The 25,582-nt window shown below is 65.8% G+C and carries 24 protein-coding genes and 4 tRNA genes; 25 read left to right on the forward strand and 3 right to left on the reverse strand.

Features of this window, described 5'->3' with window-relative positions:
* The first annotated feature begins 46 nt into the window (after window positions 1-46).
* The 18 genes from fabD (at window position 47) to nagZ (ending at window position 16,573) form a co-directional block, all read left to right on the forward strand.
* Window positions 47-979: an ACP S-malonyltransferase gene (gene fabD / locus ACPUER_RS02755; protein WP_425130299.1), complete on the forward strand. Its 933-nt coding sequence runs from the start codon at window positions 47-49 to the stop codon at window positions 977-979.
* A gap of 36 nt (window positions 980-1,015) precedes the next feature.
* Complete coding sequence (fabG, locus tag ACPUER_RS02760) at window positions 1,016-1,765, forward strand: 3-oxoacyl-ACP reductase FabG (RefSeq protein ID WP_072436003.1); 750 nt, start codon at window positions 1,016-1,018, stop codon at window positions 1,763-1,765.
* Window positions 1,766-1,909: 144 nt separating this feature from the next.
* Window positions 1,910-2,149, forward strand: coding sequence for an acyl carrier protein (gene acpP / locus ACPUER_RS02765; RefSeq protein ID WP_004197638.1), 240 nt, complete (start codon window positions 1,910-1,912; stop codon window positions 2,147-2,149).
* Between the two features lie 164 nt (window positions 2,150-2,313).
* Window positions 2,314-3,546 (forward strand): beta-ketoacyl-ACP synthase II, encoded by a 1,233-nt coding sequence (fabF, locus tag ACPUER_RS02770; protein WP_425130300.1) that lies wholly within the window; start codon window positions 2,314-2,316, stop codon window positions 3,544-3,546.
* 12 nt (window positions 3,547-3,558) lie between these two features.
* Entirely contained in the window at window positions 3,559-4,023 is a 465-nt protein-coding gene (locus ACPUER_RS02775; RefSeq protein ID WP_425130301.1) for a hypothetical protein, read from the forward strand.
* Between the two features lie 91 nt (window positions 4,024-4,114).
* Complete coding sequence (gene rpoE, locus ACPUER_RS02780) at window positions 4,115-4,714, forward strand: RNA polymerase sigma factor RpoE (RefSeq protein ID WP_034183098.1); 600 nt, start codon at window positions 4,115-4,117, stop codon at window positions 4,712-4,714.
* Between the two features lie 86 nt (window positions 4,715-4,800).
* Entirely contained in the window at window positions 4,801-5,418 is a 618-nt protein-coding gene (locus ACPUER_RS02785; RefSeq protein WP_425130302.1) for a sigma-E factor negative regulatory protein, read from the forward strand.
* A 5-nt stretch (window positions 5,419-5,423) separates the two neighbouring features.
* Window positions 5,424-6,476, forward strand: coding sequence for a MucB/RseB C-terminal domain-containing protein (locus tag ACPUER_RS02790; RefSeq protein ID WP_072435999.1), 1,053 nt, complete (start codon window positions 5,424-5,426; stop codon window positions 6,474-6,476).
* 16 nt (window positions 6,477-6,492) lie between these two features.
* The gene (locus ACPUER_RS02795) at window positions 6,493-7,977 is read left to right on the forward strand and encodes a DegQ family serine endoprotease (protein ID WP_425130303.1); all 1,485 of its coding nucleotides are present in this window, start codon (window positions 6,493-6,495) and stop codon (window positions 7,975-7,977) included.
* Window positions 7,978-7,984: 7 nt separating this feature from the next.
* Window positions 7,985-8,221, forward strand: a complete 237-nt coding sequence (locus ACPUER_RS02800; RefSeq protein WP_034183102.1) for a glutaredoxin family protein — start codon at window positions 7,985-7,987, stop codon at window positions 8,219-8,221.
* 199 nt (window positions 8,222-8,420) lie between these two features.
* Window positions 8,421-10,214: a translation elongation factor 4 gene (lepA, locus tag ACPUER_RS02805; protein ID WP_072435996.1), complete on the forward strand. Its 1,794-nt coding sequence runs from the start codon at window positions 8,421-8,423 to the stop codon at window positions 10,212-10,214.
* Between the two features lie 16 nt (window positions 10,215-10,230).
* Window positions 10,231-11,124: a signal peptidase I gene (gene lepB, locus ACPUER_RS02810; RefSeq protein WP_425130304.1), complete on the forward strand. Its 894-nt coding sequence runs from the start codon at window positions 10,231-10,233 to the stop codon at window positions 11,122-11,124.
* A gap of 153 nt (window positions 11,125-11,277) precedes the next feature.
* Window positions 11,278-12,471, forward strand: a complete 1,194-nt coding sequence (rnc, locus tag ACPUER_RS02815; RefSeq protein ID WP_425130305.1) for a ribonuclease III — start codon at window positions 11,278-11,280, stop codon at window positions 12,469-12,471.
* Window positions 12,472-12,531: 60 nt separating this feature from the next.
* Window positions 12,532-13,431, forward strand: a complete 900-nt coding sequence (gene era / locus ACPUER_RS02820; protein ID WP_072435993.1) for a GTPase Era — start codon at window positions 12,532-12,534, stop codon at window positions 13,429-13,431.
* Complete coding sequence (gene recO, locus ACPUER_RS02825) at window positions 13,418-14,254, forward strand: DNA repair protein RecO (protein WP_175929620.1); 837 nt, start codon at window positions 13,418-13,420, stop codon at window positions 14,252-14,254. The genes era and recO overlap by 14 nt, the downstream gene beginning before the upstream one ends.
* Window positions 14,251-15,027, forward strand: a complete 777-nt coding sequence (gene pdxJ, locus ACPUER_RS02830; RefSeq protein ID WP_175962309.1) for a pyridoxine 5'-phosphate synthase — start codon at window positions 14,251-14,253, stop codon at window positions 15,025-15,027. The genes recO and pdxJ overlap by 4 nt, the downstream gene beginning before the upstream one ends.
* Before the next feature lie 72 nt (window positions 15,028-15,099).
* On the forward strand, window positions 15,100-15,528 hold the full coding sequence (acpS, locus tag ACPUER_RS02835) for a holo-ACP synthase (RefSeq protein WP_021159685.1): 429 nt from the start codon (window positions 15,100-15,102) through the stop codon (window positions 15,526-15,528).
* Between the two features lie 16 nt (window positions 15,529-15,544).
* Window positions 15,545-16,573, forward strand: coding sequence for a beta-N-acetylhexosaminidase (nagZ, locus tag ACPUER_RS02840; protein ID WP_204426032.1), 1,029 nt, complete (start codon window positions 15,545-15,547; stop codon window positions 16,571-16,573).
* A 193-nt stretch (window positions 16,574-16,766) separates the two neighbouring features.
* Here the strand turns inward: nagZ and ACPUER_RS02845 are convergent, their stop codons facing one another.
* The 3 genes from ACPUER_RS02845 to earP all read right to left on the reverse strand — a co-directional run bounded on the left by ACPUER_RS02845 (window position 16,767) and on the right by earP (window position 20,301).
* Window positions 16,767-18,152 (reverse strand): sigma-54-dependent transcriptional regulator, encoded by a 1,386-nt coding sequence (locus ACPUER_RS02845; RefSeq protein WP_425130306.1) that lies wholly within the window; start codon window positions 18,150-18,152, stop codon window positions 16,767-16,769.
* A 269-nt stretch (window positions 18,153-18,421) separates the two neighbouring features.
* The gene (gene efp / locus ACPUER_RS02850; protein ID WP_034186515.1) at window positions 18,422-18,979 is read right to left on the reverse strand and encodes an elongation factor P; all 558 of its coding nucleotides are present in this window, start codon (window positions 18,977-18,979) and stop codon (window positions 18,422-18,424) included.
* 128 nt (window positions 18,980-19,107) lie between these two features.
* Window positions 19,108-20,301: an elongation factor P maturation arginine rhamnosyltransferase EarP gene (gene earP / locus ACPUER_RS02855; protein WP_310137001.1), complete on the reverse strand. Its 1,194-nt coding sequence runs from the start codon at window positions 20,299-20,301 to the stop codon at window positions 19,108-19,110.
* Window positions 20,302-20,377: 76 nt separating this feature from the next.
* Here earP and uvrC point away from each other — a divergent pair, with 76 nt between their 5' ends.
* The 7 genes from uvrC to ACPUER_RS02890 all read left to right on the forward strand — a co-directional run bounded on the left by uvrC (window position 20,378) and on the right by ACPUER_RS02890 (window position 25,546).
* On the forward strand, window positions 20,378-22,420 hold the full coding sequence (uvrC, locus tag ACPUER_RS02860) for an excinuclease ABC subunit UvrC (protein WP_425130307.1): 2,043 nt from the start codon (window positions 20,378-20,380) through the stop codon (window positions 22,418-22,420).
* Window positions 22,421-22,518: 98 nt separating this feature from the next.
* Window positions 22,519-23,106, forward strand: coding sequence for a CDP-diacylglycerol--glycerol-3-phosphate 3-phosphatidyltransferase (gene pgsA / locus ACPUER_RS02865; protein ID WP_034183114.1), 588 nt, complete (start codon window positions 22,519-22,521; stop codon window positions 23,104-23,106).
* A 142-nt stretch (window positions 23,107-23,248) separates the two neighbouring features.
* Window positions 23,249-23,324 (forward strand) — tRNA-Gly (locus ACPUER_RS02870).
* 52 nt (window positions 23,325-23,376) lie between these two features.
* Window positions 23,377-23,452: transfer RNA gene (locus ACPUER_RS02875), tRNA-Gly, on the forward strand.
* Window positions 23,453-23,503: 51 nt separating this feature from the next.
* Window positions 23,504-23,579 (forward strand) — tRNA-Gly (locus ACPUER_RS02880).
* A gap of 100 nt (window positions 23,580-23,679) precedes the next feature.
* A tRNA-Cys gene (locus ACPUER_RS02885) sits at window positions 23,680-23,753 on the forward strand.
* Window positions 23,754-24,067: 314 nt separating this feature from the next.
* The gene (locus ACPUER_RS02890; RefSeq protein WP_425130308.1) at window positions 24,068-25,546 is read left to right on the forward strand and encodes a sensor domain-containing diguanylate cyclase; all 1,479 of its coding nucleotides are present in this window, start codon (window positions 24,068-24,070) and stop codon (window positions 25,544-25,546) included.
* Window positions 25,547-25,582 lie beyond the last annotated feature (36 nt).

The raw sequence follows: 25,582 nt of genomic DNA on the forward strand, positions 1-25,582 counted from the left end.
CGCGCCGTTCGTGCGCGCCGTCCGAATCGATTCAATTGGGGACGATATGAAATTTGCATTCGTTTTTCCGGGGCAGGGCTCGCAGGCAGTCGGCATGCTCAACGCATTCGCCGATCTGGCCGTCGTGCGCGAGACGCTCCAGGAGGCGTCTGACGCACTCAATCAGGACCTCGGCAAGCTGATCGCCGAAGGCCCGGCCGAAGAGCTGAATCTGACCGCCAACACGCAGCCCGTGATGCTGACCGCCGCTTACGCGTGCTACCGCGCGTGGCAGCAGGCAGGCGGCCCGGCGCCGTCGATCGTCGCCGGTCACAGCCTCGGTGAATACACGGCGCTCGTCGCGGCGGGCGCGCTCGCGTTCAAGGACGCGGTGCCGCTCGTGCGCTTCCGCGCGCAGGCGATGCAGGCGGCCGTGCCGGTCGGTCAGGGCGGCATGGCCGCGATCCTGGGCCTCGACGACGACACGGTGCGCGCGGTGTGCGCCGAAGCCGCGGAAGCGGGCGTCGTCGAAGCGGTGAACTTCAATGCGCCCGCGCAGGTCGTGATCGCAGGCAACAAGGCCGCCGTCGAGAAGGCGTGCGAGATCGCGAAGGCGAAGGGCGCGAAGCGCGCGCTACCGCTGCCCGTGTCGGCACCGTTCCATTCGTCGCTGCTCAAGCCGGCATCGGACCAGTTGCGCGACTATCTCGCGAACGTCGACGTGAAGGCGCCGCAGATTCCGGTCGTCAACAATATCGACGTCGCCGTGGTCAGCGATCCGGCCGCGATCAAGGCCGCGCTGGTGCGTCAGGCGGCAGGCCCGGTGCGCTGGGTCGAGTGCGTGCGGCACATCGCCGGCACGGGCGTCACGCACGTGATCGAATGCGGTCCGGGCAAGGTGCTCGCCGGCCTGACGAAGCGCATCGACGGCAACCTGACGGGTGCGTCGGTGTTCGATCCGGCGTCGCTCGACGAAGCGCTCAAGCTGGTGACCGCCTGACGCGGCGCCTTTTCTCAAGAGACGGATATTCGATTCATGGAAAAGACTCTCGATAAACAGGTTGCGATCGTGACCGGCGCGTCGCGCGGCATCGGCCGGTCGATCGCGCTCGAACTCGCGCGCCTGGGCGCGACGGTGATCGGCACCGCAACGAGCGAATCGGGCGCAGCCGCGATCACCGCGGCGTTCGCGGAAGCGGGCGTCACGGGCCGCGGCGCGGTGCTGAACGTCAACGACGCGGCGGCCGCCGAGACGCTGATCGACGCGACCGTGAAGGAATTCGGCGCGCTGAACGTGCTCGTCAACAACGCGGGCATCACGCAGGACCAGCTCGCGATGCGGATGAAGGACGAGGACTGGGACGCGGTGATCGACACCAACCTGAAGTCGGTGTTCCGCCTGTCGCGCGCGGTGCTGCGCCCGATGATGAAGGCGCGCGGCGGCCGTATCATCAACATCACGTCGGTGGTCGGTTCGGCCGGCAACCCGGGGCAGGTCAACTATGCTGCCGCGAAGGCCGGCGTCGCGGGCATGACGCGTGCGCTCGCGCGCGAAATCGGCAGCCGCGGCATCACCGTGAACTGCGTCGCGCCGGGCTTCATCGACACCGACATGACGAAGACGCTGCCGGAAGAACAGCAGGCCGCGCTCAAGACCCAGATTCCGCTCGGCCGCCTCGGCAGCCCGGAGGACATCGCCCATGCCGTCGCGTTCCTCGCATCGCCGCAGGCCGGTTACATCACCGGCACGACGCTGCACGTGAACGGCGGCATGTACATGTCGTAACGATTTTCGTTTACTATCCGCGCCGTATCCCGTTTTTCAGGCGGATCGGCGCTTGATCGGCCATCAAGCCAACGCGCGTTTTGGCGTCAGCAAACCTGATAAAATGCGCGCACTTGTAAATCTGAACTTTCCCTCGGAGGGGTAATGGACAACATCGAACAACGTGTCAAGAAGATCGTCGCTGAACAACTGGGCGTCGCGGAAGCCGAGATCAAGAACGAAGCTTCGTTCGTGAACGATCTGGGCGCCGACTCGCTCGACACGGTCGAACTGGTGATGGCTCTCGAAGACGAGTTCGGCATGGAAATCCCGGACGAAGAAGCAGAGAAGATCACGACCGTTCAGCAAGCGATCGACTACGCTCGCGCAAACGTCAAGGCGTAAGCGCCTTTCGCGCTTGTTCGCCACGTCGCCGCGATCTTCGCGATTGACGCGCCATCCTGCCGGCTTCGCGCCGGACGGACTAACAGCCACAGGGCTCGCAGGGCTGGTTCCTGTGGCCACTGTGGCTTTTGTTTTTGTCATCCAATAATGGAAAAGAGGTTACCGTGAGCCGCCGTCGTGTTGTTGTTACAGGCCTGGGGCTGATTTCGCCTGTTGGCAATAATGTTGCCGACGGTTGGGCCAATCTCGTCGCCGGCAAGTCCGGTATCGCCACCGTCACGAAGTTCGATCCGTCGAACCTCGCCGTGCATTTCGCGGGCGAGGTGAAGGGTTTCAGCGCCGATGAGTACATCCCGGCGAAGGAAGCCCGCAGCATGGATACCTTCATCCATTACGGCATCGCTGCCGGCGTGCAGGCGCTCAAGGACAGTGGTCTGGAAGTGACCGACGCCAATGCGGAACGTATCGGCGTGCTGGTCGGTTCCGGCATCGGCGGCCTGCCGATGATCGAAGATACGCACCAGACCTACGTCGATCGCGGCCCGCGCCGGATTTCGCCGTTCTTCGTGCCGGGTTCGATCATCAACATGATCTCGGGCCACCTGAGCATCATGTTCGGCCTGAAGGGCCCGAACCTCGCAACCGTGACGGCCTGCACGACCGGCCTGCACAGCATCGGTCTCGCCGCGCGCCTGATCCAGGCCGGCGACGCGGACGTGATGGTCGCGGGCGGCGCCGAATCGACGGTGTCGCCGCTCGGCATCGGCGGCTTCGCGGCCGCGCGCGCGCTGTCGACCCGCAACGATGATCCGGCGACCGCGTCCCGTCCGTGGGACAAGGATCGTGACGGCTTCGTGCTGGGCGAGGGCGCAGGCGTGATGGTGCTGGAGGAGTACGAGTCGGCGAAGGCGCGTGGCGCGAAGATCTACGCGGAAGTCGCGGGCTTCGGCATGACGGGCGACGCGTACCACATGACCGCGCCGAACATGGACGGTCCGCGCCGCTGCATGGTCGCGGCGCTGCGCGACGCCGGCGTGAACCCGGATGAGGTCCAGTACCTGAACGCGCACGGCACGTCGACCCAGCTGGGCGACAAGAACGAGTCCGACGCGGTGAAGGCGGCCTTCGGCGAGCATGCGTACAAGCTCGTCGTGAACTCGACGAAGTCGATGACAGGCCACCTGCTGGGCGGCGCGGGCGGCCTCGAGTCGGTGTTCACGGTGCTGGCGCTGCACAACAACGTGTCGCCGCCGACCATCAACATCTTCAACCAGGACCCCGAATGCGATCTCGATTACTGCGCGAACACCGCGCGTGACATGAAGATCGACGTGGCCGTGAAGAACAATTTCGGCTTCGGCGGTACCAACGGCACGCTGGTGTTCAAGCGCGTCTGACGCTGAAATCGCTTGACGAGTCCATTCGATGCTCCGGCCGGGCGTCCGCAGCGCTTTGCGTTGCGGGCCTCGGCCGTGTCGTATGTTGTGCTGGCCGCGTTCGTTGCGTCGGCTGCCGCGTCGGCATACCTGTTCTGGACGCCGCGCGCGGGCGCTGCCGCCGGCGCATGCGTGTCGGCCGCGACGGCCGTGCTGCTGGCCGTATGCGCCGCGCGGGCCTGCGCCCGCCGGCTGCCGGCCGAGTTGCGGATCGACGCATTCGGGGAAGTTGCGGCGTTTGGCCGCACCGGGCGGCTGCTGGTCCGCGGCCGTGTGACGGGCCATGCGCACTGGAGCAGCCTGCTGCTCGTGCTGTCGGTCGGGCAGGGCGCCCGGCGGGCCCGGCCGCTGCTGATTCCGGCCGATGCGCTCGACGCCGCGTCGTTCAGCGCGCTGTCCGTGCTGGCGAGAACCGCGGGCGCGGCGGGGCGGGCATGACGGCGGCGCGGTTACCGACCGTAACCAGCGGCCGGTGCGGGAACGCTACAATAGCGCTCCACGTTGCATCCCTAGTTAATGGATTTGTCAGGTGAGTGAAAAAGAAATTGATCAGGTTCTGGTCGAGCGCGTACAGAAGGGCGACAAGGCAGCGTTCGAACTCCTGGTCTCCAAATACCACCGCAAGATCATTCGGCTGATCTCGCGCCTCGTGCGGGATCCCGCCGAGGTCGAGGATGTAGCCCAGGACGCGTTCATCAAGGCGTACCGTGCGTTGCCGCAATTTCGCGGCGAATCTGCGTTCTACACGTGGTTGTACCGGATTGCCGTCAATACGGCGAAGAACTACCTTGCGACGCAAGGTCGCCGCGCACCGACCTCGACCGAGGCCGATGCGGAGGAAGCGGAAACTTTCTCCGACGCAGACCAACTAAGGGATATCAACACGCCTGAGTCGATGTTGATGAGCAAGCAGATTGCCGAGACGGTCAACGCTGCAATGGCCGCCTTGCCCGAAGAGTTGCGCCAGGCGATTACGCTGCGCGAGATCGAGGGCCTGAGCTACGAAGAGATTGCGGAAATGATGGGCTGTCCGATCGGGACGGTCCGGTCGCGGATTTTCCGTGCTCGCGAGGCAATCGCTGCCAAATTGCGTCCGCTGCTCGATACGCCCGAAGGCAAGCGCTGGTAAGCGCGATGGGCGGAACGACGCGGGTCGGGGTCTAGTAACGGATAGAGTCGTGAAGTCACGACGGGGTGTGCAAGATGGGGAGCATCATGGGGTCGGTCAATACGCAGTCGCAGGCGTGCTCACGCGGCGAGCGCCTTTCCGCGCTGGTCGACGGCGAAATGTTCGATGGCCCGGATCACGGGCAGTTTCTGGCTGAGCTCGACCGCGCGGATCGCGCTGCGTGGGCCCATTACCACCTGATTGGCGATGCGCTGCGCTCGGACGAACTCGCGTTGTCGCCCGCGCTGAGCGTCGCGTTCACCGCGCGCATGTCGGCCGCGCTCGAGAGCGAGCCGCACCTGCTCGCGCCGGCGGCTGCGCCGGTCGCGCGCAAGCTGCTGTCGCTGCGCCGGCGCGTCGTGCCCGCGTTGGCGGGGCCCGCCGCGGCGCCCACGCTGACGTGGATCGTCGTTCCGCAACTGCAGACGGCCGGCACGTCGGGCGCCGTCCAGGTCGCGTCGGTCGGTGCGCCGCAAAGCGGCAACCTGCAGCGCGTGACGGTCGCGCAGGCGTCGGCCCAGCCGGGGCTGCAGGACGTCAACATCATTCGCGACGCCAGTCTCGACCAATACCTTGAAGCGCACCAGCAATTCGCGCAGCAGCCCGTCGTCACGGGTTCGATGCCGCTGATCCGCGCTGCCGTGACCACCACGCCAGGCCAATAAACCCGATGCGGACATTGCAGTTGAATCACGCCATCTCCGGATGGAAGCGGCTGCCGGCCCTCCTGCTTTGCGCAGCCGCCCTGTTGTCCGTTCAATCCCTTCCTGCCAGCGCCCAGCAACCGGACGATCCCGTCGCGACCCGCAAGGGTGCCGCCGACTGGCTCGACCGCGTCCAGCAGGCGGCGCAGCAGCAGAGCTACGAGGGCACGTTCGTCTACCAGCGCGGCGGGTATGTCCAGTCGTCGCGCATCGCGCACGTCGCGTCCCGCGACGGCGAGTTCGAGCGGATCGAGACGCTCGACGGCAAGCCGCGCAAGCTGCTGCGGCATAACGACGAGCTGTACACGTTCGTGCCGGAGCGCAAGCTGTGCGTGGTCGAGCGCCGTCAGACGCGCGATTCGTTCCCCGCGCTGCTCGGCGCGAGCGGCGAACACGTGATGTCCGTCTACGATGCGAAGTTGCTCGGCAAGGACCGCGTGGCCGGGATCGACGCGCAGGTCGTCGAGCTCGTACCGAAGGATGCCTACCGCTTCACGTACAAGCTTTGGGCCGATGCGCGCACGGGGCTGCTGCTGCGTTCGCAGACGCTGGATGCGAACGATCACGTGCTCGAACAGATTGCGTTCTCGCAATTGCAGACGGGCGGTGCGAGCGGCGACAAGGCCGCGATCGCGGCCGGCATGCGCAACCTGAGCGGCTGGACCGTCGTGCGCCCGCCGGTCGCGACGGTCGACATGGAAGCGCAGGGCTGGCAGCTTGCGCCGAGCGTCGCCGGTTTCAAGAAGATCCGCGAAGTGCGCCGGCCGATGGCTGCGCGCGATGCGGGCGATCCGCCGATTCCGGTCGATCAGGCCGTCTTCACCGACGGTCTGGCGACGATCTCCGTTTTCATCGAGCCGGCCGAGAAGAACACGCGCAAGGAAGGCGCGGGCAGCACCGGTGCGACGCACGTTCTCGTGAAGCGTCGCGGCGACTACTGGATCACCGTGCTCGGCGAAGTGCCGCCGGCTACGTTGCAGCAGTTCGCGTCTGCCATAGAATACAAGGCTTCCAAGTAACGCTACGGCTTCCGACATGATGAAACACACGTTGCGCAAATGGCTCGCGGCGGCGGCGTTGTCTGCCTGCCTGCCGCTCGTGCCGCATACCGCGATCGCGGTGACGGCTCCCGCTGCCAGCCTGCCCGACTTCGCCGATCTGGTCGAAAGGGTCGGGCCGGCCGTCGTGAACATCAGGACCACCGCCAACGTGCCGACGAGCAGCGGCCCGCGCGGGATGCTCCCGCCGGGCTTCGACAACGGCGACATGTCGGAATTCTTCCGGCGCTTCTTCGGCATTCCGCTGCCGCAGGCGCCCGGCAACGGCAACCCGAAGAATGCGCCGGCACCGGACAATCCGCCCGACACCGAGCAGAATCGCGGCGTCGGCTCGGGCTTCATCGTGTCGGCCGACGGTTACGTGATGACCAATGCGCACGTCGTCGACGACGCGGACACCATTTACGTGACGCTGACCGACAAGCGCGAATTCAAGGCGAAGCTGATCGGCGTCGACGATCGCACGGACGTCGCGGTCGTCAAGATCCAGGCGTCGAACCTGCCTGTCGTCGCGATCGGCGACTCGAACAAGGTGCGCGTCGGCGAGTGGGTCGTCGCGATCGGTTCGCCGTTCGGTCTCGACAACACGGTGACGGCCGGCATCGTCAGCTCGAAGAGCCGCAACACGGGCGACTATCTGCCGTTCATCCAGACCGACGTCGCCGTGAACCCCGGCAACTCGGGCGGCCCGTTGATCAACATGCAGGGTGAGGTGATCGGCATCAACTCGCAGATCTACAGCCGTACCGGCGGCTTCATGGGCATCTCGTTCGCGATTCCGATCGACGAGGCGATGCGCGTGGCCGATCAGCTGAAGGCGACGGGCAAGGTCACGCGCGGCCGGATCGCGGTGGCGATCGGCGAGGTGACGAAGGACGTGGCCGACTCGATCGGGTTGCCGAAGGCCGAAGGCGCGCTCGTCAGCAGCGTCGAGCCGGGCGGCCCGGCCGACAAGGCAGGCATCCAGCCGGGCGACATTATCCTGAAGTTCAACGGCCGTCCGGTCGACGCGGCGTCGGACCTGCCGCGCATGGTCGGCGACACGAAGCCCGGCACGAAGGCGACCGTCAGCGTGTGGCGCAAGGGTCAGGCGCGCGATTTGCCGATCACGATCGCGGAGACGCCGGTCGAGTCGACGGCCAAGGCCGAACAGCGCAAGAACGCGCCGCAGAAGCCGCGCCAGACCAATTCGCTCGGTCTGACGGTCAGCGACCTGACGGCGGATCAGTTGAAGACGCTGAAGTTGAAGAGCGGTGTGCAGATCGACGGCGTCGACGGCCCGGCTGCCCGTGCGGGCCTGCAGCGCGGCGACATCGTGCTGCGCGTCGGCGATACCGACATCACGAGCGCGAAGCAGTTCGCCGAAGTGACCGCGCAGCTCGATCCGCAAAAGGCGGTCGCGGTGCTGGTGCGGCGCGGCGACAATACGCAGTTCGTGCCGGTGCGGCCGCGCCAGAAGTAACGCGCCGATGTTCACGCTCTACGGCCGCGGCTGGTGTCACCTGTGCGACGACATGCGCGACGCACTGGCGCCGGTGGCGGCCGAATTTGGCGTCGCGGTCGACTATGTCGACATCGACACCGATGCGGCGCTCGTCGCCCGCTACGACGAGGACGTGCCGGTGCTGCTGCTGGACGGCGCGGAAGTGTGCCGCCACCGGTTCGACGACGCGAGGGTGCGCGACGCGCTCATGGCCCGGCGCTGAGCCTGGCCGGTCGCCGGCCGGCGTCGCTTCGCACGGGGCTTGGCCCGGCAGGCGCTTCCGGCCGGGCGCCGCGCGGCCCGGCGTCCGAAATACCGCCCGGCGAAGGCCTTTTCGGCTAAAATAAGCCGTTTTTTCACCGACTTACACAAGGCGTGCTCCGCAGTCGTCGAGCGCGCCTTTTTCGCTTGATCGGCACTGAATGGATCATATTCGCAATTTCTCGATCATCGCGCACATCGACCATGGCAAGTCGACGCTCGCGGATCGCATCATCCAGGTCTGCGGCGGCCTCGCCGACCGTGAAATGGAAGCGCAGGTGCTCGACTCGATGGATATCGAGCGCGAGCGCGGCATCACGATCAAGGCGCAGACGGCCGCGCTGTCCTATCGCGCGCGCGACGGCAAGGTCTACAACCTGAACCTGATCGACACGCCGGGACACGTCGACTTCTCGTACGAAGTCAGCCGTTCGCTGTCCGCGTGCGAAGGCGCGCTGCTGGTCGTCGACGCGAGCCAGGGCGTCGAGGCGCAGACGGTCGCGAACTGCTACACGGCGATCGAGCTCGGCGTCGAGGTCGTGCCGGTGCTGAACAAGATCGACCTGCCGGCCGCGAACCCCGAGAACGCAATCGAGGAGATCGAGGACGTGATCGGCATCGACGCGACCGACGCGACGCGCTGCAGCGCGAAGACGGGCCTCGGCGTCGAGGATGTGCTCGAAGCGCTGATCGCGAAGGTGCCGCCGCCGAAGGGCGATCCGGACGCGCCGCTGCAGGCGCTCATCATCGATTCGTGGTTCGACAACTACGTCGGCGTCGTGATGCTGGTGCGCATCGTCAACGGCACGCTGCGCCCGAAGGACAAGATCAAGATGATGGCGACCGGCGCGCAGTATCCGGTCGAGCACATCGGCGTGTTCACGCCGAAGTCGCGCAATCTCGATTCGCTGTCGGCGGGGCAGGTGGGCTTCATCATCGCCGGTATCAAGGAACTGACGGCCGCGAAGGTCGGCGATACCGTCACGCATGCGGCCAAGCAGGCGGCGCAAGCGCTGCCGGGCTTCAAGGAAGTGAAGCCGCAGGTGTTCGCCGGCCTCTATCCGGTGGAAGCGAACCAGTACGACGCGCTGCGCGAATCGCTCGAGAAGCTGAAGCTCAACGACGCGTCGCTGCAGTACGAGCCGGAAGTGTCGCAGGCGCTCGGCTTCGGGTTCCGGTGCGGCTTTCTGGGTCTCCTGCATATGGAGATCGTGCAGGAGCGGCTGGAGCGCGAATTCGACATGGACCTCATCACCACGGCGCCGACCGTGGTCTACGAGGTCCTGATGAGCGACGGCTCGATCGTGATGGTCGAGAATCCCGCGAAGATGCCGGAGCCGCCGAAGATCGAGGAGATCCGCGAGCCGATCGTCACGGTGAATCTCTACATGCCGCAGGACTACGTCGGCTCGGTGATCACGCTGTGCACGCAGAAGCGCGGCTCGCAGATCAACATGCAGTATCACGGCCGCCAGGTGCAGCTCACCTACGAAATCCCGATGGCCGAGATCGTGCTCGATTTCTTCGACCGCCTGAAGTCGGTGTCGCGCGGCTACGCGTCGATGGACTACGAGTTCAAGGAGTACCGGTCGGCGGACGTCGTGAAGGTCGACATGCTGATCAACGGCGACAAGGTCGACGCGCTGTCGGTGATCGTCCACCGGTCGCAATCGCAGTATCGCGGCCGCGAAGTGGCGGCGAAGATGCGCGAGATCATTCCGCGCCAGATGTACGACGTGGCGATCCAGGCCACGATCGGTGCGCACATCATCGCCCGCGAGAACATCAAGGCGCTGCGCAAGAACGTGCTGGCGAAGTGTTATGGCGGCGACATCACGCGCAAGAAGAAGCTGCTCGAAAAGCAGAAAGCAGGCAAGAAACGCATGAAGCAGGTGGGTTCGGTCGAGATCCCGCAGGAAGCGTTCCTTGCGATCTTGCGCGTCGAAGACAAATAACAGGACTGTTCCTTTTATGAATTTTGCGCTGATTCTTTTTGTGCTCGTCGCCGTGACGGGCGTAGCGTGGGTGCTGGACAAACTGGTGTTCCTGCCGCGGCGCCGCATGGCGGCCGACTCGGCGATCGAGGAGTTCGATCGCCAGCAGTCGCGCATCGACAAGCGTTTCGCGGACGAAAACGCCGTGCAGACGCGTTCGAAGCTGCGCGACGAGAAACTGCGCCAGCCGTGGTGGCTCGAGTACACCGCGAGCTTCTTCCCGGTGATCCTGGCGGTGTTCGTCGTGCGTTCGTTCATCATCGAGCCGTTCAAGATTCCGTCGGGCTCGATGGTGCCGACGCTGCTCGTCGGCGACTTCATCCTCGTCAACAAGTTCGAGTACGGGCTGCGCCTGCCGGTCACGAACACGAAGATCACGCAGGGCAGCCCGCTGTCGCGCGGCGACGTCGTCGTGTTCCGTTATCCGAAGGACGAGTCGGTCGACTACATCAAGCGCGTGATCGGCCTCCCCGGCGACACGGTCGCGTACCAGGACAAGCAGCTCACGATCAACGGCCAGCCGGTGCCCGAAACGCCGCTGCCCGATTTCTTCGACGACGAGCGCCAGAATTACGCGAAGCAGTTCGAGGAGACGATCGGCAACAAGAAGAACGCGATCCTCAACAACCCCTCGGTGCCGCCGTTCGTGATGGGCGCATACGACTATCCGTATCGCGACAATTGCACGTACAACAGCCGCGGCGTGATCTGCAAGGTGCCGCCCGGTCACTACTTCATGATGGGCGACAACCGCGACAACAGCGCGGACAGCCGCTACTGGGGTTTCGTGCCGGACCGGAACATCGTCGGCCGCGCGTTCTTCATCTGGATGAACTTCAGCGACCTGAAGCGCATCGGTTCCTTCAACTGATCGCATTCGATTCACACGGAATACGCGACGCACGGGCCGCGTCGCGTATTGCCGAACTACTTTAAGAACCGGCGGTAACACCGCCTCGTCACGCCTTTTCGTGTCCGGCCGTGCCGTTTCGGCCCGACCGGCGCCCGCGTTATACTCCTGCACATGCCCCTATCCCAGTTGGAAAGCCGGCTGCGCTACGAATTTCGCAATGCGGAATTGTTGCGCCAGGCTTTGACCCATCGCAGTCACAGTGCCACGCACAACGAACGGCTCGAGTTTCTCGGCGACTCCGTTCTGAATTGCGCGGTGGCCGCCCTTTTGTTCCAGCGTTTCAGCAAGCTGGACGAAGGTGACCTGTCGCGCGTACGCGCCAACCTCGTCAAACAGCAGTCGCTGTACGAAATTGCTCAGGCCCTGAATATTTCGGACGGGTTGCGGCTGGGCGAGGGCGAACTGCGCAGTGGCGGTTTCCGCCGCCCGTCGATCCTCGCGGACGCGTTCGAAGCCATCATCGGGGCCGTGTTCCTCGATGGCGGCTTCGAAGCCGCCCAAGGGGTCATCAAGCGCCTCTACATCCCGATTCTCGACCACATCGATCCGCGCACGCTCGGCAAGGACGCGAAGACGCTGCTGCAGGAATACCTGCAGGGGCACAAGATCGCGCTGCCGACCTACACGGTCGTCGCGACGCATGGTGCGGCGCACAATCAGCAATTCGAAGTCGAATGCACGGTGCCGAAGCTGGACGTGAAGGTGTCGGGCTCCGGTGCGAGCCGGCGCGCGGCCGAGCAGGCCGCAGCGAAGAAGGCGCTCGACGAGGTGATGGCGGCCGCACCGATGCTGACCACGAAGCCGAAGCGCTCGAAAAACGCGCGCGGGTCGAAGCATGTCGAACCCGAAATCGTGCCGGGCGTGAAGGGCGTGCAGGAAGCGCTCGACCTGCGCTCGCCGGAGCGGAAGGAACGTGCGGCGGCGCGCGAGGCCAAGGCGGCCGGTGCGGTGCCTGCGGCAACCGCTGCGACCGGCGCCGGCGTAGAGCCGGCTGCGGCGCCGATGGCCGCGATTCGAGCGGCGCATGTCGAGTCGGCTGCCGACAAGGGCGAACGGGCGACGAAGCCGGCGACCGACAAGGTTGCGGAAAAACCCGCGGAAGCCGCGCCGCGCGCAGCCGACAAACCGGCCGGCCACGCGGCCGATCCGGCATCGTCGTCCGCCGACAAGCCTTCCGCCGGCTCCGACCCCGCTTCGCGCGCGACCGTGCGTGCTCGCGATGCCGCGGCGCCCGATTCCGATACGCCGCCGGGCGGTGCGAGCCTTGCTGCCACGCAGGCGCGCGTGGCCGATGCCGACCACTGAATTGCCCATCGATCGCGCCGCGCGCCGCGCGGCCGTTTCCGAACCTGTCTCCCAAACGATATGAACACTCCCGCTCCTACCGGTTTCCGTTGCGGCATGATCGCGATCGTGGGCCGCCCGAACGTCGGCAAGTCGACGTTGATGAACGCACTCGTCGGCCAGAAGATCAGCATCACGTCGCGCAAGGCGCAGACGACCCGCCATCGCATCACCGGCATCAACACGTTCGACGACGCGCAGTTCGTGTTCGTCGACACGCCGGGTTTCCAGACCCGTCACAGCACCGCGCTGAACCGTTCGCTGAACCGCGCGGTCACGTCGACACTGACGTCGGTCGACGTGATCCTGTTCGTGATCGAAGCGGGCCGCTTCGGTCCCGACGACCAGAAGGTGCTCGACCTGATTCCGCCCGGCATGCCGACGCTGCTGATCGCGAACAAGATCGACCGCGTGGCCGACAAGGCGACGCTGTTCCCGTTCATGCAGCAGATGAGCGCGCTGCGCGAATTCACCGAACTCGTGCCGCTGTCGGCGCAGCGGCCGGAAGACATCAAGCGCCTGCTGGAGACGATCAAGCCGTACCTGCCGGAAGGCGAGCCGATCTACGGCGAGGACGAGCTGACCGATCGCAGCTCGCGCTTCCTCGCGGCCGAGATCCTGCGCGAGAAGGTGTTCCGCTGGACCGGCGACGAACTGCCGTACACGAGCACCGTCATCATCGACAAGTTCGAGGAGGAGGGGCGCCTGAAGCGCATCTTCGCGACGATCCTCGTCGAGCGCGATTCGCACAAGGCGATGGTGATCGGCAAGAAGGGCGAAAAGCTCAAGCAGATCAGCACCGAGGCGCGGATGGACATGGAGAAGCTGTTCGACGGCCCCGTGTACCTCGAGACCTTCGTGAAGGTGAAGAGCGGCTGGGCCGACAACGAGGCGGGGCTGCGCGCCTATGGGTACGAATGACGCGCTGACGTCGACTGAAGACGCGGTGACGGCCGGCGCGAACGACGCGCCGCTGCCGGCACCGCCTGAACCGCCGCGCAAGGCGCGGCGCGCGACGTCTCGCACGTCCGATTTCCGCGTCGCCGAGCAGCCGGCGTTCGTGCTGCACAGCTATCCGTACCGGGAAACGAGCCTGATCGTCGACGTGCTGACGCGCGATCATGGCCGGCTCGCGCTCGTCGCGAAGGGCGCGAAGCGCCCGCACTCCGCACTGCGCGGCGTGCTGCAGACATTCCAGCCGCTGCTGCTGTCCTGGTCGGGCAAATCCGAGGTGCGCACGCTGACGGGCGCCGAGTGGGTCGGCGGGATGCTGCCGCTCGTCGGCGACGGGCTGCTGTGCGGCTTCTACGCGAACGAGCTGCTCGTGAAGTTCTGCGCGCGCGAAGATCCCCAGCCGCCGCTGTTCAATCATTACGTGCTGACCCTCACGCGCCTCGCGCACGGCGAACCCGCGGTGCAGGTGCTGCGCTCGTTCGAGCGCGTGCTGCTGCGCGAGACCGGCTACGCGATGGCGCTGAACCGCACGGTCGCGCGCCGTGCGGTCGAACCCGAGCGCCGGTACGTGTTCGATCCCGAGCGCGGCGTGCGCAATGCGGACGACGATGTGCCGTCGCACTGGCCGGTCATCACCGGACAGACGTTGCTCGACATGGAGCAGGACGATTACCATCGAGCCCAGACGGTTGCGCAAAGCAAGACGCTGATGCGCTTCCTGCTGAACACCTATCTCGGCGGTACGCCGCTTGCCACGCGCCAGATCCTGATCGACCTGCAAAACCTATGAGCTTCTTCCTGACAACGCCCACCGCCATCGACCTCGGCGTGAATATCGACCACGTCGCGACGCTGCGCAATGCGCGCGGCACGGCCTATCCCGACCCGATCCGCGCGGCGCTCGCCGCCGAAGAGGCTGGTGCGGACGCGATCACGCTGCACCTGCGCGAGGATCGCCGCCACATCGTCGACGCGGACGTGCGCAAGCTGCGCCCGCTGCTGAAGACGCGCATGAATCTCGAATGCGCGGTGACGGCCGAGATGCTCGACATCGCGTGCGAAGTGCGTCCGCACGACGCGTGCCTCGTGCCCGAGAAGCGCGAGGAACTGACGACCGAAGGCGGCCTCGACGTCGCCGGCCACTTCGAGGCCGTGCGTGCGGCGTGCAAGCAGCTTGCCGACGTGGGCGCGCGCGTGTCGCTGTTCATCGACCCGGACGAAACGCAGATCCGCGCCGCGCACGAAGCGGGCGCGCCGGTGATCGAGCTGCATACGGGCCGCTACGCCGAGGCGCACGACGAAGCCGCGCAGCAGCGCGAATACGAGCGCATCGTCGCGGGCGTGCAGGCCGGCGCGAAGCTCGGCCTGAAGGTCAACGCGGGTCACGGCCTGCATTACACGAACGTGCAGCAGATCGCCGCGATCGATGGCATCGTCGAGCTGAACATCGGCCACGCAATCGTCGCACACGCGATCTTCGCGGGCTGGGACAACGCGGTGCGCGAGATGAAGGCGATCATGGTTGCCGCACGCGTCGCCGCGCTGCATGGCGGCGCGCGTTGAAGATGAAATTCCATCGCGCCGCGGGCGTCGTTTGCAACCCGGCCCCGCTGGGGCGTTCCGGCGCGTACTGACATGGCGATCTACGGTATCGGTACCGACATTGCCCAGGTGAGCCGCGTCGCGGCCGTGCTCGAACGCACGGGCGGCCGGTTTGCCGAGAAGGTGCTGGGCCCCGACGAGCTGCGCGTGTTCCATGCGCGTCGCGCACGTTCCGAGGCGCGCGGCATCGCGTTTCTCGCGACGCGCTTTTCCGCGAAGGAAGCGTTCTCGAAGGCGATCGGGCTCGGCATGCACTGGCCGATGACGTGGCGTGCATTGCAGACCCTCAACCACCCGAGCGGCGAGCCGTACGTGGTCGCGTCGGGCGAACTGGCCGATTGGCTTGCCGCACGCGGCATCACGGCGCGCGTGACGGTCAGCGACGAACGCGACTATGCGGTGTCGTTCGTGATCGCCGAGACGGACGCCGCGCCTGCACCTGTTTCCCGAACCTCCTCCTGACGGAATTTCCGATTCGATGAAAACGACTCCCGGCCCGGTCATGCTCGATGTCGTCGGCACGGCCCTGTCGCGCGACGATGCGCGGCGCCTCGCGCATCCGAACACCGGCGGCGTGATCCTGTTCGCGCGGCACTTCCAGAATCGTGCACAACTGACCGCGCTGACCGACTCGATCCGCGCGGTGCGCGAAGACGTCCTGATCGCCGTCGATCACGAAGGCGGGCGCGTGCAGCGTTTCCGCACCGACGGCTTCACGGTGCTGCCCGCGATGCGCCGCCTCGGCGAGCTGTGGGATCGCGACGTGCTGCTCGCGACGAAGGTCGCGACCGCCGTCGGCTACATCCTGGCCGCCGAGCTGCGCGCGTGCGGGATCGACATGAGCTTCACGCCCGTGCTCGATCTCGACTACGGGCACTCGAAAGTGATCGGCGATCGCGCGTTCCATCGCGACCCGCGCGTCGTCACGCTGCTCGCGAAGAGCCTGAACCACGGGTTGTCGCTTGCTGGCATGGCGAACTGCGGCAAGCATTTTCCGGGGCACGGCTTCGCGGAGGCCGATTCGCACGTCGCGCTGCCGACCGACGATCGCACGCTCGACGCGATCCTCAAGCAGGACGTCGCGCCGTACGACTGGCTCGGCTTGTCGCTGTCCGCGGTGATTCCCGCACACGTGATCTACACGCAGGTCGACCAGCGGCCGGCCGGTTTCTCGCGCGTGTGGCTGCAGGACATCCTGCGCGGCCGGCTCGGCTTCACGGGCGCGATCTTCAGCGACGACCTGTCGATGGAGGCCGCCCGCGAAGGCGGCACGCTCACGCAGGCGGCCGAAGCCGCGCTCGCCGCCGGTTGCGACATGGTGCTCGTCTGCAACCAGCCGGACGCAGCCGAGGTCGTGCTGAACGGGCTGAAGGCGCACGCATCGGCCGAGTCGGTGCGACGTCTCAAGCGGATGCGCGCGCGCGGCAAGGCGCTCAAGTGGGACAAGCTGATCGTGCAGCCCGAGTATCTGCAGGCGCAGGCGCTGTTGAGCAGCGCACTGGCGTAAGCGGGGAAGGGGCTGGCGCGGTACCGCGCCATTCCGGTCGCTGAAACAAAAAGCCGCGCTGTTGCGCGGCTTTTTACATGGGGTGCGGCAGGCGTGAACGGGACTGCGGCGGAAATCGGGCATGCCGGCGCGGCGACCTCATGGAGCAACTAACGATCAAATCCTGCCAGCGCCCGCATGCATCGCCGACCGCTCAGTTCACCTTCATCCGCTGCAGTTTGTTGTACAGCGTCTTGGGGCTGATGCCGAGCAGCGTCGCTGCGCGGTGGCGCGTGCCGCCGACCGCGTCGAGCGTCGCGCGGATCAGCAGATCCTCGACGTCGGCCAGCGGCGTGCCGACCTTGATCTGCACGCTGCTGCCGTTCAGCGCGGCGCCGGCGGCGAAGCTGGTCTCGCCGGCGCGCAGCGTCTCGATGAAGTCGCCCGATGCGTCGTACGCGAAGCGCACGCGCTCCTGCAGCTCACGCACGTTGCCGGGCCATTCGTAGGACACGCATTCGCGCACGAAGCCCGGCGCCGCGCGCTTGTCGGTCGTGTTGCGGCCGGTCGCGCGCGCTTCGCGGTTCAGTTCGTCGATCAGCGCGTCCGCGATCGCGAGTGCGTCGCCGTCGCGCTCGCGCAGCGGCGGCATCGTGACCGATGCCGCATCGAGGCGCAGCCACAGATCCTCGCGCAGCGTGCCGTTCGCGACCGCTTCGCGCGCCGGGCGGCGCGTGGTCGCGATCAGCCGGAAATCGCTCGTGATCGCGCTCGTGCCGCCGATCCGCATGAAGTTCTGCGAATCGAGCGCTTGCAGCAGCGCTTCCTGCAGCACGAGCGGCAGCGCGGTGATCTCGTCGAGGAACAGCGTGCCGCCACCGGCCTGCTCGAACAGGCCCGATTCGCGGCGCTCGGCGCCGTCGAACGCGCCGCGCTCATGGCCGAACAGCACGCTGTCGAGCGATGCGCCGTGCCGGCTGGCCTGCGTGATCGTCCGGCAGTCGAACGACACGAACGGCCCTTTGCGGCGGCGGCTCAGTTCATGCAGCGTGCGTGCGGCCAGCTTCTTGCCGGTGCCGGCTTCGCCCGCGAACAGCACGGCCGTTTCGGTGCGCGCGTTGTGCTCGATCATGTCGTACACGTGCTGCATCGCGTCGCTGCGGCCGACCAGTGCGCCGAAGCGGCCGAGATGGCGCAGCGATGCGCGCAGCGACTGCACTTCGTCGATCAGTTCGTACGGGCGGGGGATTCGCGCGAGCAGGCTGCGCAGGCGCGGAATGTTGATCGGCTTCAGCAGGTAGTCCCAAATACCGTGACGCAGGCCCTCGATTGCGCTTTCGACCGTCGCGTTGCCCGTCAGCACGATGACGGGCAGCGAGCCGTTCGGCTGTTGCTGCGGCAGGTGCTGGAGCAGGTCGAACCCGCTGCCGTCCGGCAGGTTCAGGTCGACGAGGACGACATCGGGAATCGAGCGGCCGAGCGCCGTGCGCGCTTCGGCGAGCGACGTGGCCGTGTCGACCGAGAAGCCGTCTGCGGCGAGCAGCGCGGTGAGGCCGGAGAGACTGTTGGGATCGTCTTCGACAATCAGGGCGTGTGGCATGGTGGACGCGGGTCGAGTCAAGAGAGGCGGGCTGTCGGCCATCGGGAGCCGCAGCCGCATGTCAGATTAAAAACTGATTTTATGCCCCGCCGAACGCGTAACGCGCATTATTTCTCCGGCGCTATAAAACAGTTACCGATGATACAAATTGAATATCTTTACCGGTGGATTTTGTGCTTGATATGGCACTGGTTTGCGGTCGCTGTTGGCGACAGGCAAACAAAAAGCGCCCCGAAGGGCGCTTTGTTCGACGCGGGAATCGCTGGCGATTACGCGCGGCTGCGGTATTCGTTCGTGCGCGTATCGATTTCGATCTTGTCGCCGGTGTTGCAGAAGAGCGGAACCTGCAGTTCGAAGCCCGTTGCGAGCTTCGCGTTCTTCAGCACCTTGCCCGACGACGTGTCGCCCTTGACGGCCGGCTCGGTGTAGGTGATCTCGCGAACGAGGATCGTCGGCAGTTCGACCGAGATCGCCTTCTCGTTGTAGAACACGACTTCGCATGCCATGCCGTCTTCGAGGTAGTTCAGCGCTTCGCCCATCATTTCGGCTTCGACTTCGAACTGGTTGTAGTCGGCGTCCATGAACACGTACATCGGGTCGGCGAAGTACGAGTACGTCACTTCCTTGCGGTCGAGCACGACGACGTCGAACTTGTCGTCGGCCTTGTAGACCGATTCCTGGCCTGCGTTGGTCAGCAGGTTCTTCATCTTCATCTTGACGACGGCGGCGTTACGGCCCGACTTGTTGTATTCCGTCTTCGAGATGACCCATGCGTCGCTGCCGATCTGCACGACGTTGCCTACGCGGAGTTCCTGTGCGGTCTTCATAAAAAAACTGTCCTGATCAAATCAAATAAATAGGTGCCTGAGCGTTGCGCAACAGCCGAGGTGCCAAGCGGTGCGTTCCGGTGGAAGCCAAAAGCGAGCGCTTGCATGGTCAGCCGTCGGATAACCGCTTATTTTAACTGAGATTTTGCGTATTCGGCCAGCTTTCCGGCGAGATCGCCGACGGCCGCGAGCGTATCGGCCCAGCGGGCCGCGTTGGCGGCCAATGCGGCCCGGTGTTGCAGGAAATCGGCCCAGTCGGGCGTGCCGGCGCCGTTCCACGCATGCCAGAAGCGCTCGAGCGCCGCGCGCGGCGCGTCGGCGAGGCCGGCAGACAGGTGCGCGAGCGCGGCGTCGAGCTTCGGCAGGTGCACATCGTCGGCCTGCGGGTAGATGTGCCACACGAACGGCTTGCGTGCCCACTGCGCACGGACGAACGAATCCTCGCCGCGTACGAAATTGATGTCGGCCACCCACAGCAGCGGGTCGTAGTCGGCCTGCGGAACGAACGCGAGCCCGTGAGCGACCAGGTTGCCGCTGCTCGCATGCGCGCCCGCGCCGAACGACTCGACCCCGAAAAAGCGCGCGACGGCGGGCGACACGCGGCCGGCCGGCACGAGCACGACGATCGGCGACGGGCCGTCGCGCCACTGCGCGAGCAGCGCGTCGACGGCCGGATTCTCGTACGCGAACAGGCTGACGACCGTCGTGCCGGGCGCAGGCGGCGCGCCGCCGGTCGCGCGCTGCCACCAAGCGGCGCGCGCGGCCGCGTCGGTTTCGAACGCGGTGCGGCGCGCATCGAGGTCGTGTTCCTTCAGGACGCCGCCCGTGCCGGCCGACAGGCCCGGGAAGAAGAATGTCTTCAGCAGCGGGTAGCGCGGATGCGGCGACGGCCGCAAATGGAAATCGGCGACCCAGTCCTCGGCGCTCAGGTATTCGAGGTTGATCCACACCGGGCGACGCGCACGGCGTGCCATCGCCGCCAGATACGCACCGGGCAGCTCGCATGCGAATGCCTCGATCACGACGTCGGCGATCTCGAGCGCGTCGCCGGCTTCCGCATGCCAGTGCTCGATCGCGATGCCGTCGACCGACTGCCGTCCCGCGTCGGGATCGACCCCCGGCAGCAGGCGCGCGAACGTGCGCAGGTCGTCGACGAACAGGCGAACCTGCCAGCCGTGCTCGTGTGCGAGCTGGCGCGCGACACGCCAGCACACGCCGATGTCGCCGAAATTGTCGATTACCGTGCAGAAGAGGTCGCAGGCGATCGGTTCGCCCGGCGCGAGCGGCGCAGCGGATTGGGGGGCAGCGGTGGTGCGTGGCATCGAAGCGGGCCGGTGAATGCTCTAAACTGGCGATTCTAATAGACCCGTCCCGCGTTACAAGGCGCCCGGATCACGCATGACAGCCCCAGAAGCCTCCGATACTCCGTTCGAACCGAAGAAGATCCTTGCGCAGTTGCCGCACATGCCGGGTGTCTATCGCTATTACGATACGGCAGGCGCCGTCCTCTACGTCGGCAAGGCGCGCGACCTGAAGAAGCGCGTGTCGAGCTATTTCACGAAGACACAACTGTCGCCGCGCATCGCGATGATGGTCACGCGCATCGCGCGCATCGAGACGACCGTCACGCGCTCGGAAGCCGAGGCGCTGCTGCTCGAGAACAATCTGATCAAGGCGCTCGCGCCGCGCTACAACATCCTGTTTCGCGACGACAAGTCGTATCCGTACCTGAAGCTCACCGCGCACCGTTTTCCGCGGATGGCCTACTACCGCGGCTCGGTCGACAAGCAGAACCAGTATTTCGGGCCGTTCCCGAGTGCGTGGGCCGTGCGCGAGAGCATCCAGATCCTGCAGCGCGTGTTCCAGTTGCGGACCTGCGAGGATTCGGTCTTCAACAACCGCACGCGGCCGTGCCTGCTGCACCAGATCGGACGCTGCACGGCGCCGTGCGTCGGTGCGATTTCCGACGAGGATTACGCGGTCGACGTGTCGAACGCCGCGCGTTTCCTGCTCGGCCGGCAGTCCGAAGTGATGAACGAGCTCGAGCAGAAGATGCACGCGTTCGCCGCCGAGCTCAAATTCGAGCAGGCGGCTGCGGTGCGCAACCAGATGAGCTCGCTTGCAACGGTGCTGCACCAGCAGGCGATCGAGGTCGGCGGCGACAGCGACGTCGACATCCTGGCGGTCGTCGCGCTGGGCGGGCGCGTGTGCGTGAACCTTGCGATGGTGCGCGGCGGCCGCCATCTCGGCGACAAGGCGTATTTCCCGACGCACGTCGAAAGCGCGCTGACGCTCGCCGAGGGCGGTCTCGGCGACGAGGCCGAGGTGGCGGAGGTTGCCGACGCGGCCGACGCGACCAACGGCGTACTGCCCGACCAGCCCGCGGAAGACGGCGGCAGCACGCGCGGCGACGCGGTGGCGTCGGTCGAGGCCGAAGTGCTCGATGCGTTCATCTCTCAGCACTATCTCGGCAACCGCGTGCCGCCGGTGCTTGTCGTGAGTCATGCGCCCGCGAGCCGCGACCTGCTCGAGCTGCTGTCCGAGCAGGCCGGCCACAAGGTGTCGCTGGTGCGGCAGCCGCAGGGGCAGCGGCGTGCGTGGCTGTCGATGGCCGAGCAGAACGCGCGGCTCGCGCTCGCGCGGCTGCTGTCCGAGCAGGGCTCGCAGCAGGCGCGTACGCGCGCGCTCGCGGAGACGCTCGGCTACGAAAGCGACGATCTCGCGACGCTGCGGATCGAATGCTTCGACATCAGCCATACGATGGGCGAGGCGACGCAGGCGTCGTGCGTCGTCTATCACCATCACAAGATGCAGTCGGGCGAGTATCGTCGCTACAACATCACGGGTATCACGCCGGGCGACGATTACGCGGCGATGCGGCAGGTGCTCACGCGCCGCTACGAGAAGATGGTCGAGCAGGCCGCGCAGGCGGCCGCCGCGGACGATGCGGCCGGTATCGACGGCGAGTCGACGCGCCAGGCCGAGGCGTCGAGCCTGCTGCCGAACATCGTGCTGATCGACGGCGGCAAGGGTCAGGTCGAAATCGCGCGCCAGGTGTTCACCGAGCTTGGGCTCGACACGTCGATGCTGGTCGGCGTCGCGAAAGGCGAGGGGCGCAAGGTGGGCCTCGAGACGCTCGTGTTCGCGGACGGCCGCACGCCGCTCGAACTCGGCAAGGAGAGCGCCGCGCTGATGCTCGTCGCGCAGATTCGCGACGAGGCGCACCGCTTCGCGATCACGGGCATGCGCGCGAAGCGGGCGAAGGCGCGCCAGACGTCGCGGCTCGAGGAACTCGAGGGCGTCGGCGCGAAGCGCCGGCAGCGGCTGCTCGCGCGCTTCGGCGGGTTGCGCGGCGTCGTTGCCGCGAGCGTCGAGGAACTCGCGAGCGTCGAGGGCATCTCGCACGCGCTCGCCGAGCAGATCTACAAGCAGCTTCACTGACGCGCCCGTGCGGCCGGCTGCCTTGCCCGCGTTTTCGCGTTCTTGTGGCAGGCCGGTCGACACGGCACAATTGCGAATCCTTTACTGTCCCGGATGCCATGCCGTTCAATTTCCCGATTTTCCTGACGTGGGTACGGATCGTGCTGATTCCGCTCGTCGTCGGCGTGTTCTATCTGCCGGACACGGTGATGGGCGGCGCGCACCGCAATCTCGCGGCGGCGGCGATCTTCATCCTCGCCGCGCTGACCGACTGGTTCGACGGGTTTCTCGCGCGCAAGTGGAACCAAACGTCGTCGTTCGGCGCGTTTCTCGATCCGGTGGCGGACAAGCTGATGGTGACGGCCGCGCTGCTGATCCTCGTGCAGATTTCGCGGGTCGACGCGGCGATCGCGCTCGTGATCGTCGGCCGCGAGATCGCGATCTCGGCGCTGCGCGAGTGGATGGCGCAGATCGGCGCGTCGAAGAGCGTCGCGGTGAACCAGCTCGGCAAGTTCAAGACCGCGTGCCAGATGGTCGCGATCCCGATGCTGCTGTTCTACGGGCCGCTGCCGCTCGGCGTCGCGACGATCGACACGCGCGTATGGGGCGAGTGGCTGATGTATCTCGCGGCGGTGCTGACGATCTGGTCGATGCTGTACTACATGAAGCTTGCGTGGCCGCAGATTCGCGAGCGCGGCGGCGCGTGACCCGCGCCACGCGTTCGGCGGCGCGGGTTTTTGGAAAAAGGGCTGGAAAAGCCCTTGACATACGAATGTGCCTTCGACATAATCTCGCTTCTCCGCTGCACGGCGAAGTAAGTGCGACGGGGAAGCAGTAGTGCAGCAATACGCGGGAGTAGCTCAGTTGGTAGAGCGCAACCTTGCCAAGGTTGAGGTCGCGAGTTCGAGACTCGTCTCCCGCTCCAGATTTTTCTGGCAGCGTGTTGGTCGGCAAAGCGCTGCACATGCAGGACAAATGCGGGAGTAGCTCAGTTGGTAGAGCGCAACCTTGCCAAGGTTGAGGTCGCGAGTTCGAGACTCGTCTCCCGCTCCAGGATTTTTCGGCAGCGTGTTGGTCGGCAAAGCGCTGCACATGCAGGACAATGCGGGAGTAGCTCAGTTGGTAGAGCGCAACCTTGCCAAGGTTGAGGTCGCGAGTTCGAGACTCGTCTCCCGCTCCAAGTAATGGGGAAGCCACGCTTCCCTTTTTATTTGATGGACTTACGGTCCTCGAATAAAAATCTGTCGCTTGCCTTCACGGCATCCGGACAGTCCGCTTTTGGCGCGATAGCAAAGCGGTTATGCAGCGGCCTGCAAAGCCGTTTAGGCCGGTTCGACTCCGGCTCGCGCCTCCAGGTAGTAAAAGAAAAGCCCCGCTTCGGCGGGGCTTTTCTTTTTCCGTCTCGCGTTCGACGGGTTTCGCATCGAGATGGTGTTCGATCATCGGCGGGGCCTGGTCCGTCGATTCACGTCAATCGAATCGGGTGACGCCTTGTCATGGATCGGACATAAGGTCACTTTGTTGCCCCGGTTTGCCGGCGGCTCCGACACCGTCACGCGAGGTTCGCCTTTCGATCAGTTTCGCTCTGCGCTTGCAAATGTGCCTGTCCGATTTAGTATGCGGAAACCACGCCCGGCGCGGGCGCACACTTATGCAGTGAGGAGACCCATGCACCCCCGGACGGCAGCCCCTTACTCCATTGTGGCAGTCGGCATCGTGATCGCCTGCGCGCTGATGGGCCTGTGCGTGCTGCAACTGTTCCAGAGCCGCCACGACGCACTGGAGCGCGCCAGCGAGACCTCGCGCAATCTCGGCCTGATTGCCGAGCGCGACATCGAGCGCAACTTCGAGCTCTACGACCTGTCCTTGCAGGCGTTGATCCATGGCCTGCAGCGGCCCGACGTGATGGCTGCTTCGCCGGCCCTGCGGCACGGCGTGCTGTTCGACAACTCGATGACCGCGCAATTTCTCGGTTCGCAACTGGTGCTCGATGCCGACGGCAACATCATTCTGGATTCGGCCAACGACGTTCCGCGCAAGGGCAATTTCGCCGATCGCAAGTACTTCACCGTTCACCGCGACAATCCAAACGTGGGGCTCTATGTCAGCGATCCGTTCGCGTCGCGCCTGCGCAGCGGCATGCTCAGCATTGCGCTGTCGCGGCGAATCTCGAACCCGGACGGCTCGTTTGCCGGCGTCGCGCTGATTGCGATCAACCTCGAATATTTCCACCAGCTGTTCGCGGGGCTGTCGCTGGGGCGGCATGGGTCGATGTCGCTGATCGGCAAGGATGGCGTCATGGTCATGCGCCAGCCATATGATGTCCGTACCATCGGCCGCGACATCAGCAAGGCGGCAACCTTTCGACGGTTCGGAGCCGCCCCGGAGGGCTCGTTCTCGGAAACGTCGTCGATCGACGGCGTGCGCCGTCTCTACTACTTCAAGCATCTACCGACGCTGCCGCTGATCATCATGGTTGCGGAAGCCGAGCAGGACATCTATGCGGCGTGGCGGCACCGCGCCGTGACGATCGGTGCGCTTGTGGTGACGTTCGGCGCCGCGTTTATTGCGCTGTCCGTCATGCTCGGCGCGCAACTGCGGCGCCGGATGCGTGCGGAGTCCGAGCTGGTGCTGCTAGCGCGCACCGACGGTCTCACCGGCCTGAACAATCGCCGCAGCTTTGGCGAAGTGCTGGACCGGGAATGGCGTCGCGCACGGCGGGCCAGTTCCATTTTCTCGCTGCTGTTCGTCGACGTTGACCGCTTCAAGGCCTACAACGACATCTATGGCCACCAGGCGGGCGACGACGCGTTGACCGCGGTCGCACGCTGCATCGGCGAAAACATCCGCCGGCCGGTAGATACCGCGGCCCGCTACGGCGGGGAGGAATTCGTGGTGTTGCTCCCCGATACCCCGCAGACGGGGGCAGCCCAGATTGCCGAGCGGATTCGCGCGGCAATCGACGAACTGGCACTCGAGCACGCCGGAAGCGAATACGGGCGCGTCACCGCCAGTATCGGACTGGCGAGTTGGGCGCCGGATCAGGAGGGTGAGCCGAGTGCCGTGATCAAGGCGGCCGACGAGGCGCTCTACTATGCAAAGGCAACCGGTCGGAACAAGGTCGCTACCTTCCAGCCCACGGCTTGATGGAAACCGGACTCGTCAGTGACCTATGGTTTGGTG

Source organism: Burkholderia sp. DN3021, assembly GCF_049805555.1.
In the GTDB taxonomy this organism is placed as follows: Bacteria; Pseudomonadota; Gammaproteobacteria; order Burkholderiales; family Burkholderiaceae; genus Burkholderia; species Burkholderia pyrrocinia_C.